General features: G+C 71.3%; 14 protein-coding genes. 8 read left to right on the forward strand and 6 right to left on the reverse strand.

The window, feature by feature from the left end; all coding sequences use genetic code 11:
• Positions 1-30 precede the first annotated feature (30 nt).
• The 3 genes from NQZ70_RS12280 (at position 31) to NQZ70_RS12290 (ending at position 3,547) form a co-directional block, all read left to right on the forward strand.
• Complete coding sequence (locus NQZ70_RS12280; protein WP_129581310.1) at positions 31-1,089, forward strand: inosamine-phosphate amidinotransferase 1; 1,059 nt, start codon at positions 31-33, stop codon at positions 1,087-1,089.
• Positions 1,090-1,302: 213 nt separating this feature from the next.
• Positions 1,303-2,187 (forward strand): formyltransferase family protein, encoded by an 885-nt coding sequence (locus NQZ70_RS12285; protein WP_207217812.1) that lies wholly within the window; start codon positions 1,303-1,305, stop codon positions 2,185-2,187.
• Between the two features lie 184 nt (positions 2,188-2,371).
• Positions 2,372-3,547 carry an aminotransferase class I/II-fold pyridoxal phosphate-dependent enzyme gene (locus NQZ70_RS12290; protein WP_237245255.1) on the forward strand — a complete coding sequence of 392 codons (1,176 nt, stop codon included), beginning with the start codon at positions 2,372-2,374 and terminating at the stop codon, positions 3,545-3,547.
• A 130-nt stretch (positions 3,548-3,677) separates the two neighbouring features.
• Here the strand turns inward: NQZ70_RS12290 and NQZ70_RS12295 are convergent, their stop codons facing one another.
• Positions 3,678-4,994: a pyridoxal-dependent decarboxylase gene (locus tag NQZ70_RS12295; protein WP_129581312.1), complete on the reverse strand. Its 1,317-nt coding sequence runs from the start codon at positions 4,992-4,994 to the stop codon at positions 3,678-3,680.
• A gap of 744 nt (positions 4,995-5,738) precedes the next feature.
• Here NQZ70_RS12295 and NQZ70_RS12300 point away from each other — a divergent pair.
• Both NQZ70_RS12300 and NQZ70_RS12305 read left to right on the forward strand, forming a co-directional pair.
• Positions 5,739-7,751, forward strand: a complete 2,013-nt coding sequence (locus NQZ70_RS12300; RefSeq protein WP_207217813.1) for a hypothetical protein — start codon at positions 5,739-5,741, stop codon at positions 7,749-7,751.
• The gene (locus NQZ70_RS12305; protein ID WP_129574389.1) at positions 7,748-8,524 is read left to right on the forward strand and encodes a hypothetical protein; all 777 of its coding nucleotides are present in this window, start codon (positions 7,748-7,750) and stop codon (positions 8,522-8,524) included. Before NQZ70_RS12300 ends, NQZ70_RS12305 begins: the two co-directional genes overlap by 4 nt.
• 180 nt (positions 8,525-8,704) lie before the next feature.
• Here the strand turns inward: NQZ70_RS12305 and NQZ70_RS12310 are convergent, their stop codons facing one another.
• The 5 genes from NQZ70_RS12310 to NQZ70_RS12330 form a co-directional block, all read right to left on the reverse strand.
• Positions 8,705-9,007, reverse strand: a complete 303-nt coding sequence (locus NQZ70_RS12310; protein WP_129574390.1) for a type II toxin-antitoxin system RelE/ParE family toxin — start codon at positions 9,005-9,007, stop codon at positions 8,705-8,707.
• Positions 9,004-9,234 carry a hypothetical protein gene (locus NQZ70_RS12315; RefSeq protein ID WP_129574391.1) on the reverse strand — a complete coding sequence of 77 codons (231 nt, stop codon included), beginning with the start codon at positions 9,232-9,234 and terminating at the stop codon, positions 9,004-9,006. Before NQZ70_RS12315 ends, NQZ70_RS12310 begins: the two co-directional genes overlap by 4 nt.
• Before the next feature lie 140 nt (positions 9,235-9,374).
• Complete coding sequence (locus NQZ70_RS12320) at positions 9,375-10,019, reverse strand: Uma2 family endonuclease (RefSeq protein ID WP_129574392.1); 645 nt, start codon at positions 10,017-10,019, stop codon at positions 9,375-9,377.
• Between the two features lie 70 nt (positions 10,020-10,089).
• Entirely contained in the window at positions 10,090-11,487 is a 1,398-nt protein-coding gene (gene sthA / locus NQZ70_RS12325; protein ID WP_129574393.1) for a Si-specific NAD(P)(+) transhydrogenase, read from the reverse strand.
• Positions 11,488-11,525: 38 nt separating this feature from the next.
• Positions 11,526-12,053, reverse strand: a complete 528-nt coding sequence (locus NQZ70_RS12330; protein WP_129574394.1) for a tetratricopeptide repeat protein — start codon at positions 12,051-12,053, stop codon at positions 11,526-11,528.
• Positions 12,054-12,114: 61 nt separating this feature from the next.
• Between NQZ70_RS12330 and NQZ70_RS12335 the strand changes: the two genes are divergently transcribed.
• The 3 genes from NQZ70_RS12335 (at position 12,115) to NQZ70_RS12345 (ending at position 15,622) form a co-directional block, all read left to right on the forward strand.
• On the forward strand, positions 12,115-14,178 hold the full coding sequence (locus NQZ70_RS12335) for a hypothetical protein (RefSeq protein WP_129574395.1): 2,064 nt from the start codon (positions 12,115-12,117) through the stop codon (positions 14,176-14,178).
• A gap of 75 nt (positions 14,179-14,253) precedes the next feature.
• Positions 14,254-15,018, forward strand: coding sequence for a hypothetical protein (locus tag NQZ70_RS12340; protein ID WP_237245257.1), 765 nt, complete (start codon positions 14,254-14,256; stop codon positions 15,016-15,018).
• Between the two features lie 37 nt (positions 15,019-15,055).
• Entirely contained in the window at positions 15,056-15,622 is a 567-nt protein-coding gene (locus tag NQZ70_RS12345; protein ID WP_129574397.1) for a hypothetical protein, read from the forward strand.
• Positions 15,623-15,648 lie beyond the last annotated feature (26 nt).

The raw sequence follows: 15,648 nt of genomic DNA on the forward strand, positions 1-15,648 counted from the left end.
TTGTTGTCCTTGGAGATCGAGAGTAGGAAAATGCTTGCGAATAGAAATATCAGTGTTGAAGTTTACAATGAGTGGGATCCGCTGGAAGAGGTGATCGTCGGCAGTGCGAAGTGTGCGCAGCTGCCCTATTTCGATCATGGAATGAACGCCATCGAGCCGAACACGCGGCACATCATCGAATCGACCGATGACCGAAGATACCCGGCCAAAGTGATCGAGGAGACGGAGGAAGATCTAGCGCGGTTCATCGAGATACTGGACAGGCTGGGCATCACCGTTCGCAGGCCGAAGTCGATCGACTTCCCTGGGTTCGTTCGAACGCCGTTCTGGGAGTCGGAGTACTATTTCCAGTACTGCCCCCGGGACGTCCTGCTCGCGATCGGCGATACGGTCATCGAGTCCCCGAATCCATTTCGGTCGCGTTACTTCGAGTCCATGGCCTATCGCGATATCATCGTCGGGTACTTGAAGCACGGCTCGCGCTGGCTCTCGGCGCCGAAGCCGTCCCTGAGGGACGAGCTGTACGAGACCAGCAACCCTGAACAGCCCACCTTGCGAGAAATCGAACCCGCCTTCGATGCCGCCAACGTGCTTCGCCTCGGGCGCGACATCCTCTACCTGGTGTCATCCACCGGCAACGAGCTGGGCGCACAGTGGCTTCAGAGCACGCTCGGGCCGGAGTACCGCGTCCATCCCTGCCGTGACCTCTATTGCGGCTCGCACATCGACACCACCCTGGCTCCGATCCGTCCCGGCCTCGTGCTGATCAACCCGGAGCGTGTCAACAAGGACAACCTCCCGGCTCCGCTCAGGGGGTGGGAGGTCATCGTGGCTCCCGAGATGGAAGTGGTGCACTACTCGAACCTTGCGCCGAGCGCGTCGATCTGGCTCGGGATCAATCTGCTCATGCTCAGCCCGAATCTGGCCGTCGTGGACGCAGATCAGACCCGCCTGATTCGGCTGCTCGAACGGCACCGTGTGGAGGTGATCCCCCTGCGACTGCGCCATGGCCGCACGCTCGGCGGAGGCTTTCACTGCGTCACGCTGGACGTCCGGCGGCGAGGAAAGCTGGAATCGTACTGCGATTGACATGCTGGCCCTCGCAGCACGTGCGCTCGGGCGCGCCGGGGCCGCCCGCGCCGAGCGCACGTGCTGCGAAGGAGATCGCTCGCGCCGTGGCCCGAGACCTGGCGCACGGCGAAGGAGAACAGGCTCTTTGTGCCACGGGGAGACGCGCGTGCGACAGCGCCGCCGCACCCCCGCGAAGGAGAAAGTAGGTTTCACGTGACAAGAACATCTCCCGTGCGACAGCGACCGTTCTATCTCCTCACGGAAAACTGTCTGGACGCGAGTTATCTGATCGTCGACTGGCTGAGCCAGCTCCGCCACGCCGAGGGGTTCCGAGGCATCTTGGTGCGGGACGCCCCCGATCAGCGAACGTGGGCCGAGAAGGTCGCCTTTCACCGGAGACATAGCGGCCGCACGCGCCTCTCTCCTGACGAGGTGCAAGAGCTGCTCGGGCTCTACTCCAACAGCAGCGGCTACAGCGTGATGCCTGGCTTCGCCGAGGCGTTCGTCGCGCTCTATGGTGTTCCGGAGTATCCGGAGCCGGCGGCGGGCGAATCGCTGCCTATCCGCTTCATCGGCCAAGATCTCAACACACCCGAGCTCTTCGCCTGGCTCGACGACATCACGGCCGGCGATGCCCGGCCCGTGCTCTTCATCTGGTTGTCCAAGATCCTGAAACAGCGCTGGATCGACGCGTTCGACGGCTGGATCATCAACTCGCACCCGGCGGTCTTGCCGTACGCGCGCGGGATGTGGGCGATCGAGCAGGTGGTCATGGAGGGCGTCCCCGAGAACGTCCGGCGCTGCGCGGGCGCCAGCGTTCACTTCGTCAACGCGGGCATCGACACCGGAGACATCATCCGGGTCGCCGGGATCGATCCCTTTCAGTCCAGGACCTTGCCGGAGCTCAGCGCGCGAGTGCTCCGGCTGGCCACACGCATGCTGGTCCGCACGGCCAGGTCCCTGGCCGAGCACCCCGAAGAACACCTGCGCGGCGTCTCGGTCGATCCCAGGCTCCTCGGCCCAAACTACAAGAACAAGGACTTCGACGAGCCGGCTGCCGCAGAACAAGCGGTGAAGTCCTTCGAGCGAATGCTCGCTCAGGTGGTGCGTTCTTGAATTGCATGCCATCGTGTCAGAAGCCTGCCGATCTGAGATCCCCGGGAGCACCCAGGTCGGCTCGAACAACTGGGGCTCGCGCTCGCTCTCTCGACGTCCCGGGGTAGCAATCGTCCACGCCTACAGGGCGTGGCACTACGAAGTGACGGCGCGGCGATAGCCGCAACATTCTTGCGAGGTTCTGGTGAAAAGCAGCTCTAGGCTTCTCCTTACAAAACCGATCGCCGCGGAGAACGTGCCGGTCGTTCAGCCAATCTATCAGACGACGCTCTTCCGCATGCCGAGCTACGAGGTCGCCGTCGGCTCGGAGCATGCGACGCGACCGAGCTCCTACTACACCCGCTGGGGCAATCCGACGGTCGGCTTTCTGGAGAAGCAGCTGGTGGCGCTCGCCGAGACGGAGACCGCGGTCGCCTTTCCTTCGGGCATGTCGGCGATCACGACCGTGCTGCTCGCTCTCAATGACCCTGGCGACACGCTCGCGGTGTCGACCCGGCTCTATGGCGATAGCTTCAGGTTCTGCGCCGAGGACATGCGGCGCTTCGGCTACAAGGTTTGCTTCTTCGTGCCCGAGGACACTGAGCAGCTCGAGCAGCTGCTCCGACGCGGCTGCCGTTCGGTGTACTTCGAGACGCTGAGCAATCCAGACCTGGTCCTGCCGGACTGCAAGCAGATTTGCCGGCTGGCCGCTCGGTACGGCGCGACGAGCATCTGCGACGCGACGTTCACCCCTCCCGGGGTCCTCGAGACCTCGACCCTGGGAGCCGACGTCGTCGTTCACAGCCTGACGAAGTACATGAGCGGCCATTTCTCCGTCCACGGTGGCGCTGCGATGTGCTCGAACGCGCTCGCCGAGAAGATTTGGCGTAAGCAAACGCTGTATGGCTCTTGTATGGATCCGCACGCCGCCTGGCTCGTCTCCGAGGGGCTCAAGACGATTCATGTCCGCGTGGCGCAACAAAACGCGAGCGCCGCCCGCATCGCCGAGTTCTTGGACGGGCATCCCCGGGTCACGTCGGTGCGCTATCCGCGCCTGCGGTCGCATCCGCAGCATGACCGAGCGCGCGAGCTCCTCGGCGGCGGCGGAGGCGTCGTCGCCTTCTCCGTGGGGGGGCCTGCGAGCAACATTGCACGGCTGCTGGAGGCGCCCCAGGTCATCGGGCTGTCGGTGAGCCTGGGAGGGATCTATAGCGTCATCGAGCATGCTCAATCGATGTCGCACTCGATGGTTAAAGATGCTGGTGAGGAGGCCTCGCTAGGGAGCAAGCCGGCCGGCGATCTCTTCCGCCTGTCGGTCGGGCTGGAAGACGTGGACGATCTGCTCGCCGATCTCGCGCAAGCCCTCGCGCAGCTGAGCTGAGGCTCTGCTCGAGCCGTCGCGCCGAGCCGAGCACGACCGGCTCGCGCGCTGCGTGTGCGGCGGAGCGGCGTTCGCGTCGGCCGTGGTCGGGCGGCCGCCGGCGGGCTCCGGTCATCGCCCGTCGGCCCGGTCAGCGAGGAGCGGCCTTCATCGAGTCGAGCACTCTCTCGATGTCTGCGTGCGTCTTTCTCGGGTCGATGATGACGAGCCGCACCGCCGGTTCGCCCTGGAAGGTCGTGGGTACGACGAAGCCCGCGCCCGAGGCGATCAGGTGGTCCGACCATGCATTGTAGTCCGCTGCGGACCAGCCGCGGCGGCGGAACACGAGGACGCTCAGCTCCGGCTCGATGAGCAGCTCCAAGAACGCCCTCGCGCGGATCGCCTCTGCCGCCTGCTGCGTCAGCGCAAGGGTCGTCTCGATCGCGGCGGAGTAGGCGTCCGTCCCATGAACGGCGAGCGAGAACCAGAGGGGGAGCCCGCGAGCGCGTCGGCTCATCTGCACCGCGTAGTCCGCGGGATTCCAGTCGGTGCTCTCGTTGATGGGATCCAGATAGGCCGCCGATTGATTGTGCGCCGCCCGCGCCTGCGCCGGATCGCGGTAGACCAACGCGCAGCAGTCGTAGGGCGCAAAGAGCCATTTGTGCGGATTGACGGTGAAGCTGTCGGCCATCTCGACCCCGGCAAAAGCCCCGCGCTTGCTGGGCGCGGCCAGCGCCGCGAGCCCGTATGCCCCGTCGACATGCAGCCACGCGCGCCGTTCGCGGCAGACCTGCGCGATGCCGGAGAGATCATCGATCAATCCCAGGTTCGTTCCTCCCGCCGACGCGACCACCGCGAAGAGCCCATCGTCGCCCTGCGCGTCGAGCGCTGCCCGGAGGCCCGTGCCGGTCATGCGGTGATGGTCATCGACCTGGACGTCGATCAGCTCGACGTCCAGGATGCGCGCCGCCTGCTTGATCGACGAGTGGCCGTCAGTCGAGGCTGCCAGCTTCCAGCGAGCGGGCCGTACGCCCTGGCGCCGCGCGAGCGCCGCGTGCCTGGCCGCATGGAGAGCCGAGAGCGTGCCCATCGTCCCACCGGGCACGAAGGTGCCCCCGGCGCCCGCGGGGAAGCCGGCGAGGTCGGCTATCCAGCGCAACGCCTCGTTTTCCGCGTAGACGGCGCCGGCAGCTTCGAGCCAGCTCGCCGCGCAAAGCCCGGCTCCGCTCACGACCAGGTCGAAGAGCACCGACGCCTCGGTCGGCGCATGGGGGATGAACGCGAAGTAGCGGGGGTGATCGGCCGCGACCGTCGCCGGCGCCAGCTCTTCGACCCAGCGCCGCAGCGCCTCCTTTTCCCCGAGGCCCGCCGGCGTGATCGTCTTTCCCACTCGCTGCGCCAACACCTTCGGCTCGACTTGCCCACCGAGCGGCCACGCATTCCGCTTCCGGTGCAAGACGAGGTCCATCACTTGACGCGCCAGGTACTCCGATTCGTCCGTTGAGCCGTGCAAGGTATTCGTCATTCTGGTGAAGAAACAGGTAAACCCCAGCGATGCTGGGGGAATCCAGAGGCCTTACCCATCGGGAGATGGGGGCTGCGTAGGATCACCTTCGAACAGGCGCCTCGTTCCGGAGCTGATCGTCGCGGCGCCATGAGAGGCTAGAGCACAGCGAGTGGGAATGCAAGCACCGCGTAGTATCTGCGGTCACACTGAATTCATAGGTAATTGGCAGGGGTGGACGCTGGTTGCATTCGGCGCTCACCCAGGCGGATGCATTAATTGTGTCAGCCTCTCCAGCGATTCGCTCCGGGTGGGCGGCAGCAGCGGGAACAACGTTGGTTCGCAACGGTTCTCCGGCGCCCGTCGCAAGGGCGAGCTCGCGCCCAGCGCCGACCACGCCGGAGCGCGGTGCGCGAAGGCGCCGTAGGCCTGGAACCACGTCCGAGGACGGACACGTGACGGCGCGCGTCGCCGCTGTGTCCTGCGTTGAGAAGCCCTCTGTCCTCATCAGATCAGGGAACCGCCCATTGGCCGGGACGGCTGCGCGGAGGACCTGAAATCTGAACAGAGCGGGCGCGCCGTGCGCTCTGCTACGATCGCGTCCGCGACGAAGCGACGCCGATCAGCGCGCCGCGCTCCGCCTGTCCGGCCGCTTCGCTCGCGCGCCCGGCTGTCGATCTCGACGAGCGCGTGCGCCACTATCTCCGCATGCGTCCCTCCTGCGCCGCGGCGACGATCGCGGCATCGTCCCTCGTCGCGGCGCTCGGCTGCGGCGACGCGCGCCCGAGCGTCTCGTCGATCTGGGCCTCGCCGGCGCGCCTCGGCGAGCTCCGCGGAGCGCGGTTCTTCGACGCGCCGTGGCCGAGCGATCTGCGCCGCGAGGGCGGCGCGGTGCGGCTCGAGGGCTACCCCAACCCGCGGCGGCTCAGGCTCCTCGACGAGTACGTCCGCGAGATGGACTCGGTCCTCGACGGCTTCTCGCCGGCGGCGGCGGGGTACCTGCGCTTCGCCGGGCCGGTCGACGCCTCCTCGCTCCCCGAGACGCCCGCGCTCGCCATGAGCCCGGCCGGGCCGGTGCAGCTCATCGACGTCGATCCGGGCTCGCCGGCGCGCGGAGAGCGGCGCCCGATCTCGGTCCATTTCCGGCGCGACGCCGGCGTCTACTTGCCGGAGAACACCCTCGCCTTCATGCCCGTGATGGGCTTCCCGCTGCGGCCGCGGACCCGGTACGCCCTCGTCGTCACGGACGCGCTGCGCGGCGAGGACGGCGGCCGCGTCGAGGCGAGCCCCGAGCTGCGGCAGGCGCTCGGGATCGACCCGGCCAGCGCCGACGTCGAGGCCGCGCGCGCGGCCCTCGCGCCCGCGGTCGACGAGATCGAGGCGGCCGGCGTCGAGCGCGAGCGCATCGTCCACCTCGCGGTCTTCACCACCTCCGACCCGACCGCGGAGCTCTTCGCGCTGCGCGATCACCTGCGCGCGAGCGTCCCGCCGCCGGAGGCGCGGCCCGCGCTCTTTCGGCTCGTGAAGCACGCGCCGTCGTGGGACGAGTACGCCGGCGTGTACGGGCCGTCCCCGAGCTACCAGATCGGCCGGGCCCCGTACGCGACCGACGCCGACGGCGGCGGCTTCGCGAGCAAGGCCGGCGAGCCGGTGATCGCCGGCTACTTCGACCTGCGCTTCTCGATCACGGTCCCCGCCGCGAGCCGCTGCCCGATGCCCAAGGCCGGCTACCCCGTCGTGCTCTACGCCCACGGCACGGGCGGCGACTACCGCTCCTACGTCCGCAGCCTCACCGGCCCCGCGCTCGCCGAGCGGTGCCTCGCGGTCATGGGCGTCGACCAGATCTTCCACGGCGCGCGCCCGGAGGCGCCCCAGGACGCGGCGCAGGCCGGGCCCCTGTTCTACAACGTGCAGAACGTGCACGCGGCGCGCACGAACGCGCGCCAGTCGGCGCTCGACGAGGTGCAGCGGGCGCGCCTCTTCACCGAGTCGCGCATGACCGTGCCCGCCGGCGTGTCCAGCACGGGGGAGGAGATCCGCTTCGACCCGTCGAAGATCCTGTTCTTCGGGCACTCCCAGGGCGGGCTGAACGGCCCGCTCTACCTCGCGGCCGACGACTCGGCGCGGGGCGGGGTGCTCTCCGGGGCGTCGGCGGTCATGTCGATCACCCTGCTCGAGAAGACGAACCCCCCGCCGAGCATCGCGGCGCTCGTCAAGGCGGTGTTCCTCGGGCTCATGGGCGAGGAGGAGGGGGAGGTGAACGAATTCCACCCCGCGATCTCGCTCGCGCAGTCGATCGTCGACGTGGTCGATCCGATCCACTACGCTGCGCGGCTGTTCGTCGCGCCCCGCGACGGCTTCGCGCCGAAGAGCATCTACATGACAGAGGGCATCAACCCGGACGGCAGCGGCGACTCGTACGCGCCGCCGCGCGGCATCGAGATGCACGCGCTGGCGATGGGCTTGCCGCTGCAGTCGCCCGCGCAGCGTCCGATCCGCGAGTACGGCGTCGGCGGCCCCGCGCCGGTCGAGGTGCCGCCCGAGGGGCTCGCCGGGAACCTCGCGGGCGGCCGCGCCTCGGGCGTGCTCGCGCAGTGGCCGGTCGCCGAGGGGAGCGACGGTCACTTCGTGGTCTTCGACGTGCCCGCGGCGGCCGCCCAGGCCCACGGCTTCCTCCAGAGCCTCGCGGACGCGCCGCGCGGGCGGGTGCCGGCGCCGTGAGCGCGGCCTCGGCCCTCGCGTCGCGCGTCGCCGCGCTGCTCGCGCACCCCGGCGTGGAGGCGCGGCTCCAGGCGGCCGCGGGCGCGTGGCCGCTCGATCTGGCCGAGCCGCCGGACGTCGCGGCGCTCTACGCGGCGGCGGACGGGCTCGCGCTCCCGGACGGCACGCGGATCCTGCCGCGCGGCGATCTCGCGCGGGCGACGGCGTGGCTCACGGAGGAGCGCTCGCTCGACTGGGCGAGCGACCTCCTGGTCGTCGGGGAGCGGGAGGATCTCGTGATCGTGCTCGATCTCGACGCGGCGGGCGCGCGCGCCGGGGGCGGCGTGCTGGAGGTGCCGACCGACGGGCTCGCCTCGTTCCAGCGCGTCGCCCGCTCGGTGGTGGGCTACCTGGAGCGGCGCCTCGGCGTCGCGGGGGCCGAGGCCGCGTCGCCCGAGGTGCGGGCGCGCGAGGCCGCGGCGCGCCGCGATCTGCCGGCGCTCGCCGAGGCGCTCGCGGAGGCGATGTACCCGGGCGCGGAGCGGCAGGTCGCGCACGCGGCGCTCACGCTGGGCGTGCTCCTGTCGGAGCGCGGGGACGAGGCGGCGCTGGACGCCTTCGCGCGCTCGGTCGAGGCGCGGGTCGCGGCCGCGGCCCGCGGCGCGGCCGCGCCGGAGCGGCTCGCGGCGTGGCGCGCGTGCGAGATCGCGGCGCGGGAGGCCGGGGCGGAGGCGATCGCCGCGGCGTGCGCGGCGCGGGGGAGGGGCGCAGGGGAGGGGCGGGGCGGGGCGTAGGGAGCTGGTCCCGAAGCTCCTCGGCCCGTGTGCCTGAGCAGGGGCCCGAGATGCACGACGCGGGCAGGTACGTCGCGGGTCCACCGATCTCGAAATCGAGACCCCCCTTCGGCGGCGTGCGAGACCTCCGCTCCCGTTCTCGAAGCGAGATACGGCGTCCGCGGACTTAGATTCCGAGGCTCAGCGGAGCCTGGGGTCGCGCCCTCGCAGGGCGCTCGAGACAGCAAGGATCGCCACGCCGTCGGAGCGGATGACGTAATATAGATAGTAGCGGGTCCTCTGGAGGACGATGCGCCGCACGTCCCGCAGCTGTCGATGGGGATACGGCGCGCCGGCCATCGGTGCCGTCCGAAGCAGCGCGAGCGCCTCGGCGAGCTCCTCACGGAGCAGCCGCGGTGCGCTGGGCCGATGGTTCTTCCACCACGTGTGAGCAGCCTGGAGCTGCGCGAGCGCCTGCGGCGAGAAGTAGACCGCCACCCTCATCCGTCGGCGTCGAGCATGCGCAGCACGTCCTCCGCCGCGATCGTCTCGCCGAGCGCGACGCTCCGGGCGGCGTCCTCAAGCGCGTCATCCAGCGCCTGCCGCTCTTCATCGTCGAGCTCGTCGCCCTGATCGACGATGTAGAGGTGGACCACCGTGCCATCGGGGAGATCCGTCGACTCGTCGAGCTGGATGCGACCGTGCTGTACCCTGGCGACCACGGCAGACATATGCACCAAGCCTAGCGGAGGCGTATCCCGCCGGCCAGCTCAGCGCGGCGCGCGGTCGTTGCGGCGTGCGACCCCCTCGACGATGCTCGAGAGCGCGAGTCCGCTCTCGCAACGGCGCCCCGCCTTTCAGCGGGCCGCGCTCACCGTCTGCCGCGCTCCCGGAGCATCGCTCGCCACGCGCGCACCACGGTCGTCTGGTCTCCCTGGCGCACCATGAACTCCGTCAGCGCCGTGATATCGAGCCCCGGCAAGAGCCGGCTCCGCTCCGCCTCGGCGTAGCCCTCCGGGCCGAGGAGGTGGAGCGAGAGCTTCCCCTTCTTCAGGAACCAGACCTCGGGCACGCCGAGCCCCGCATAGACGGAGAGCTTGTCGATCGTCCCGCTCTTCTCGATGACCTCGATCGCGAGCTCCGGGATGTCCCCGTCCTCCACCGTCCCGAGCACGTAGCACTCGTCCGGCTCCACCCCCCGCTTCACGAGCCGCTCGCGGACGGTCATGCTGCCGTACCCGCTGAGGGGCAGCTCCGCCTCCTCCGCGTAGGCCTCGACGAGGCGGGCCAGGATCGTCTTCCGCCATTCGTGCGGTCCTCCCGGGCTCATCAGCTCCAGCACCCCCTCGCAGTACGTCACCCGCACGCCCGCGCGGTCGCCGAGGGCCGCGAGGAGGGACTCGTACTCCTCCCACGAGACGTCATGGACGACGAAGAGCTGGTCTTCCGAGCCGCTTGCCGCGACGGCTTCGGCGCGTTCTGCAGGCGGGGCGAGGAGGGGTGCAGCGGCGGCCATGACAGCGTGCTCCTCCGCGGAGTATCCCCGCGGCGCCGCCCGCTTGCAACCGCCGCCCCCGAGCGCCCCCTCAGAACACCCGCCCGAGCCCGTCGAGCGCCGCCACCCGGTAGGCCTCGGCCATGGTGGGGTAGTTGAACGTCGTGTTCACGAAATACCGGATCGTGTTGTTCGGCGCCGGCTGCGACATGATCGCCTGCCCGATGTGGATGATCTCCGCGGCGTTCTCGCCGAAGCAGTGGATCCCGAGCAGCGCGAGCGTCTCGCGGTGGAAGATCAGCTTCAGCATCCCGACCTGCTGGCCCGTGATCTGCGCGCGGGCGAGCGTCTTGAACGTCGATTTTCCCACCTCGTAGGGCACCTTCGCCGCCGTGAGCTCGCGCTCGCTCTTGCCGAGCGACGAGATCTCCGGCGTCGTGTAGATGCCCGTGGGGATGTCCCGGACCAGCTTCTCGTCGGCGTCGCCGCAGATGTGGCTGGCCGCGAACCGGCCCTGGTCGTAGCTCGCGCTCGCGAGCGCCGGGAAGCCGACGACGTCGCCGACCGCGTAGATGTGCGGCTGGCTCGTCTGGAAGGTCTCGTTGACCTCGAGCTGGCCGCGCTTGTTCGGCGTGATGCCGAGGTCCTCCAGGCCGAGATCGGCCGTGTTGCCCGTCCTCCCGTTCGCCCACAGGAAGACGTCGCTCCGGAGCTTCTTCCCGCTCTTCAGGGAGAGCACGACGCCCTCCTTGGTGGCCTCGACCTTCTCGTGCTCCTCGCCGTTGAGGACGCGGATCCCCTTGTCGCAGAAGTGGTACCCGAGCGCGTCGGTGATCTCGTCGTCGAGGAACTCCAGGAGATGGGCGCGCGTGTTCACGAGGTTCACGGCGATCTGCATGTTGCGCAGCATCGACGCGTACTCGCAGCCGATGACGCCCGCCCCGAAGATCGTGATGCTGCGGGGGGTCTGATCCATGCGCAGCAGCGTGTCGCTGTCGAAGACGCGCGGGTGGCTGAAGTCGATGTCGTCCGGCCGGTACGGGCGCGAGCCGGTCGCGACGACGAAGGTGTCGGCCGTGAAGCGCCGGCGCTGGCCCCCGTCGCCCTCGACCTCGACCGTGTGCGGATCGACGAAGCGGGCTTGCCCCGGGATGAGCTGGACGCGGTTCCGATCGTAGAAGCTCTCGCGCAGGTCGACCTGCTCGTCGATCACGTGGTTCGCGGTCGCGAGGAGCTCGGCGAACGGGTACTCCGGGACCACATCCATCCGCTTGTAGATGGGGCTCTGGTTGACCAGGTTCATGTGGTAGATCGCGCGGCGCAGCGCCTTGCTCGGGATCGTCCCCCAGTGGGTGCAGCCCCCGCCCACCCGCGTGTAGCGCTCGATCGCCGCGACCGATTTGCCGTGCTTCGCGGCCGTCATGGCGGCGCCTTCGCCGCCCGGCCCCGTTCCGATGATGATGAGATCGAAGTGCGGGGTGGTCGCCATCGCGTTCCTCCGAGGCGCGCCGCGCGCCCCGGGAGAGGCTACTCGAACTGGAGCGGCTCGTCGTCGTCCCCGACGCCGAGCATCTCGAGGATCTGGCGCACCTCCATCGCGGCCTCGACCTCCGGGCCCGCGTCCAGGAAGCCCTGGAGGTGCTTGCGAGCGAGCGCACGGTTCCCGCGCGCCGCGTAGGCCAGCCCCATCGCGTGCATCGCGTCGCCGTCCTTCGGGAAGCGGCGGAGCGCCTCCTTCGCCTGCGCGATCGCCCCGTCGGTGTCGCCGAGGCGCCGGAGCGCGTGCGACAGGGCCACCCGCGCCCCGAGGAAGCTCGGCGCGAGCCGCACCGCGGCGCGGTAGGCGTCGCGCGCCGGCTCGAGCTGGCCGAGCTCGTAGAGCGCGTGCCCGAGCAGGTTGTACGCGTACGGGTTCGACGGCGAGGCCTTGATCACGTCGCGCAGCGCGACGAGCGCCTCCTGGACCTGCTCCTCCTGCAGGAGCTCGGCCGCCTCATCGACCGCCTCCCAGTGGGCGGCGTCCACCGATTCATCCACCACAGCCCTGAGCACCATGGCCCGCAGTCTAGCCAGAATTGCCGCCCGGTCCCGGCCCCTTCGTGGTACCGGCCGGGCCGTGAGGCGCGCGCCCCGGATCAGGCTGCTCCTGTGGCACGCGAGCGCCGCGATCCCGGTCCTCGGCGCGGCCGCGGCGTTCTACGGGCCCGCGCTCGAGAGGGCGGGCGGCGCCTGGCCGGCGCCGCTCGACGACGTCTACATCCACTTCGGCTTCGCCCGCGCCGCGGCCCTGGGCCACCCGTTCTCGTGGATCCCCGGCAACGGCTACTCCTCGGGCGGGACCAGCCTGACGTACCCCCTCGCCCTCGCGCCCGGGTACCTGCTCGGCTTCCGCGGCGCCTGGCTCGGCCTCTTCGCCGCGCTCCTCGCCTGCGCCGCGCTGCTCGATCTGTGCCGCTCGCTCCGGCGGCTCCTCGAGCCGCGCGGCGGGCCCGGCGCCGCCTCGTCCCGCTGGGTCGGCTGGGTCGGCTGGCTCGCGCCGCTCTTCGTCGTGGCCGTGCCGCTGCTCGACTGGAGCTGGTTCTCCGGCATGGAGGTCGCGCTGCTCGGCGCCGTGCTGGGCCGGGCGCTCGTCGCGGTGCGGCGCGCGGAGCTCGCCCCGCCGGCGCGGCGCCCGGCCGAGCAGCTCCGGGCGGGGCTCCTCGCCGCGCTGCTCGTCGCGACGCGGCCCGAGGCGATCGCGCTTTCGGCGCCGCTCGCCGTCGCCGTCGCCCACGCCGCGGGCTCGCTCGGCGCGGCCGCGTCGCTCGCGCGCGCGTCGCTGCCCACCGCGCTGCTCCTCGGCGCGCACGCCGCCGCGAACCGCGCCTTCACGGGCGAGTGGAGCGCCGCCGGGGCCGTGCGCAAGCTCCTCCTCTCGAACCCGTACCCCACGCCGCTCGAGAAGGCGGTGGAGGTGATCAAGAACCTCGCCGCGCTGCGGGTGCAGGCGCTGGAGAGCGCCCTCGGCGGCCCGTGGCTCTCCCTCGTCCTGCCGCTGCTCGGCGCCGTCGCGGCGCTCGATCGCCGCTCGCGGCGCGTCGCCGTGCCGCTCTTGCTCGGCGCCTACGGCGCGCTGCTGCTCGTCGCGCTCAACGCGACGGCGCGCTACCAGAACCTCCGCTACGCCGCCCCGTCGCTCGCGATGCTGCTCGTCGCGGCGGCGCTCGGGGTCCACGCGCTCGCGCGGCGGGGCCGGCTCGCCGCGGGCGTCGCGGCGGCGCTCGCCGTCGCGGCGCTCGCCGCGCCGTCCGCGGGGTTCGCGCGGCAGATCGATCACTTCGCCCGCGCCTCGGCGAACATCGCCGGCCAGCACGTCGAGGTCGCGCGACGGCTCGCCGCGCGCGCGCCGCGACCGCGGCGGGTGCTCCTCGGCGACGCGGGCGCGATCCCGTACCTGTCGGGCATCCCCGCCATCGACGGCCTCGGCCTCGGCGGGTACCGGGGGATGCCGTTCGCGCGGGCCTCGGTGCACGGCGTGCCCGCCGTGGTCGAGCTCATCGAGCGGCTCGACCCGGCCGAGCGCCCGGACGTCTTCGCCCTGTACCCCTCCTGGTGGGGCGGCCTCGCGGACGTCTTCGGCCGGCGCGTCGACGCGGTGAAGATCGAGGACAACGTCATGTGCGCCGCGGACGAGAAGGTGATCTACGAGGCGGACTGGTCGGCGCTCGCCCCGCCGGGGGAGCGCCGCGCCGGGGTCATCGACGAGGTGGACATCGCCGATCTGATGGACGAGCGGGCCCACGGCTACGCCTTCCCGTCGCCGCGCGCCGGCTGGGTCGTCGGCGCGGTGCTGCCGGGCGGCGGCGACGGCGCGGGCGGCGACGGCGCGCCGCGGTTCGACGCTGGCAGGCTCATCCCCGAGGGGCGCGAGCAGTCGTTCACGGTCGGCGCCGCGGCCGCGTTCGCCCGCGGGCCTGCCGTGCTCGCGCTGCGCACCGACGGGGGCGGTCCGATCGCGCTCGGCGTCGCGGCCCTGCGCGACGCGGGCGGAGAGGCGCGCGTCGAGGTGCCCGAGCGCCCGGCGGGCCGCTGGTCCGAGATCCGCGTGCCGCTGCGCGACGTGGCGCCGGGCGATCGGATCCGGATCCGCTCGCTCCTCGGGACCTTCCGCAGCTTCCATGTCTGGCTGCTGCGGCCGTGATCGGCCGGGGACGCAGCGCGTCGGGAGGGCGCGGGAGGGGTCGCGCGACGGATCCATGGTAAGAGCCACCGTGTGGTGAGGTGGTTCCGTGCGTCGGCCTTCGCGGCGACCGCTGGCAGGGAGGTGGCCTCGTTTGCGCGGCAGGCGGTCCTCTTGCCGTACGACACCCTCGCGCCGGTGATCCCTGCCGGGACGCGCGACGGCGACGACGTGGTGATCATCCTGCACGGCCTCTTCGCGTCGGCCGGCGTCCTCCGGCCGTTGCGGACGGCGATCGAGCGCCACGCGTCCGCGTCGCGGGCGAAGGGCCGGCCGGCCCCGGCGCGGGCCGAGCCTCCGGCGGGGTCGGTGCACACCGCGACGATGTCGTACGCCCCGGGGCCTGGCGTCGAGGAGCTGTCGGCGCGCCTCGCGACCCTCGTCGCGGCGCTGCCGGGCGGGGCGCGCTTGCACCTCGTCGGCCACAGCATGGGCGGCATCGTGTGCCGCTTCTTCGCGCAGGAGGTCGGCGACCCGCGGATCGTGCAGACCATCTCGATGGCGAGCCCGTTCGGCGGCATCCCGCGCGCCGCGCTGCTCGGCTTCGGGGGCGCGCGCGATCTCGACGCCTCGAGCCCGGTCCTCCGGCGCGTCCTCCTCGGGACGGCGCGGTCGAGCGTCCCGCACCTGTCGATCGTCGCGGGGGCCGACACGCTGGTCCGCTCGCCCATCGCGCACGCGCTGCCGGGCTTCGAGGTGCGCGTGATGGAGGCGCGCGGGCACAACACGCTCCTCTTCGACCCCGAGGTGGCCGCGCTCGTGGCGCGGCGGATCGTCGAGCGGCGGGGCGGCGCGCCCTGACCTATCGCCGCTCGGCGCTTCGTGGTAGCTCGCTCGCGTGCGTTCGCCGATCGCCTGTCTCCTCGCCCTCGGGGCGTTGCTCGCCCCGCTCGCCTGGTCCTCGCCCTCGCGCGCGGACGCCTCCGCCTGGACCTTCGTCGGCGCCGGCGCGGTCGGCTGGAAGCAGGGGGACAGCGATCTCGTCCTCGACGGCGCGCTCTCGCTCGACATCGGCGTCGGGACCACGCCGGACGCGCCGGTGATCGTCGGCGGCCTCGTGCGCGCGACGCCGCTCCTCGACAGCGGGATCGATCTCGCGCTGCTCGCCCGGGTCGCGACGCGCGGCTTCCAGGCCGGCCAGCTCGGCCTCGCCCTCGACGTGGGCGGCTACCAGCGCTTCTGGGGGGCGGGCTCCACCGGCGTGGCCGGCGCGCTCACGCTCGGGGCGCCGCTCGGGATCAGCCTGTCGCTCCAGGGGAGCTACGGGACCGACGATGCGATGTCGTTCGGCGCCATCGCGGGCATCGATCTGCTGCGGCTCACCGTGTATCGCCAGTCGCTCCTGCCGGTGTGGCCGAACCCGTTCCCCGCGCAGGAGCGCGGGCGGGACGTCGCTTCGCGCTGAGGGGCGCGCGAGGACCTCTCCTTCTA

The sequence above is a fragment of the Sorangium sp. So ce836 genome, from assembly GCF_028553905.1.
GTDB classification, from domain to species: domain Bacteria; phylum Myxococcota_A; class Polyangia; order Polyangiales; family Polyangiaceae; genus Sorangium; species Sorangium cellulosum_D.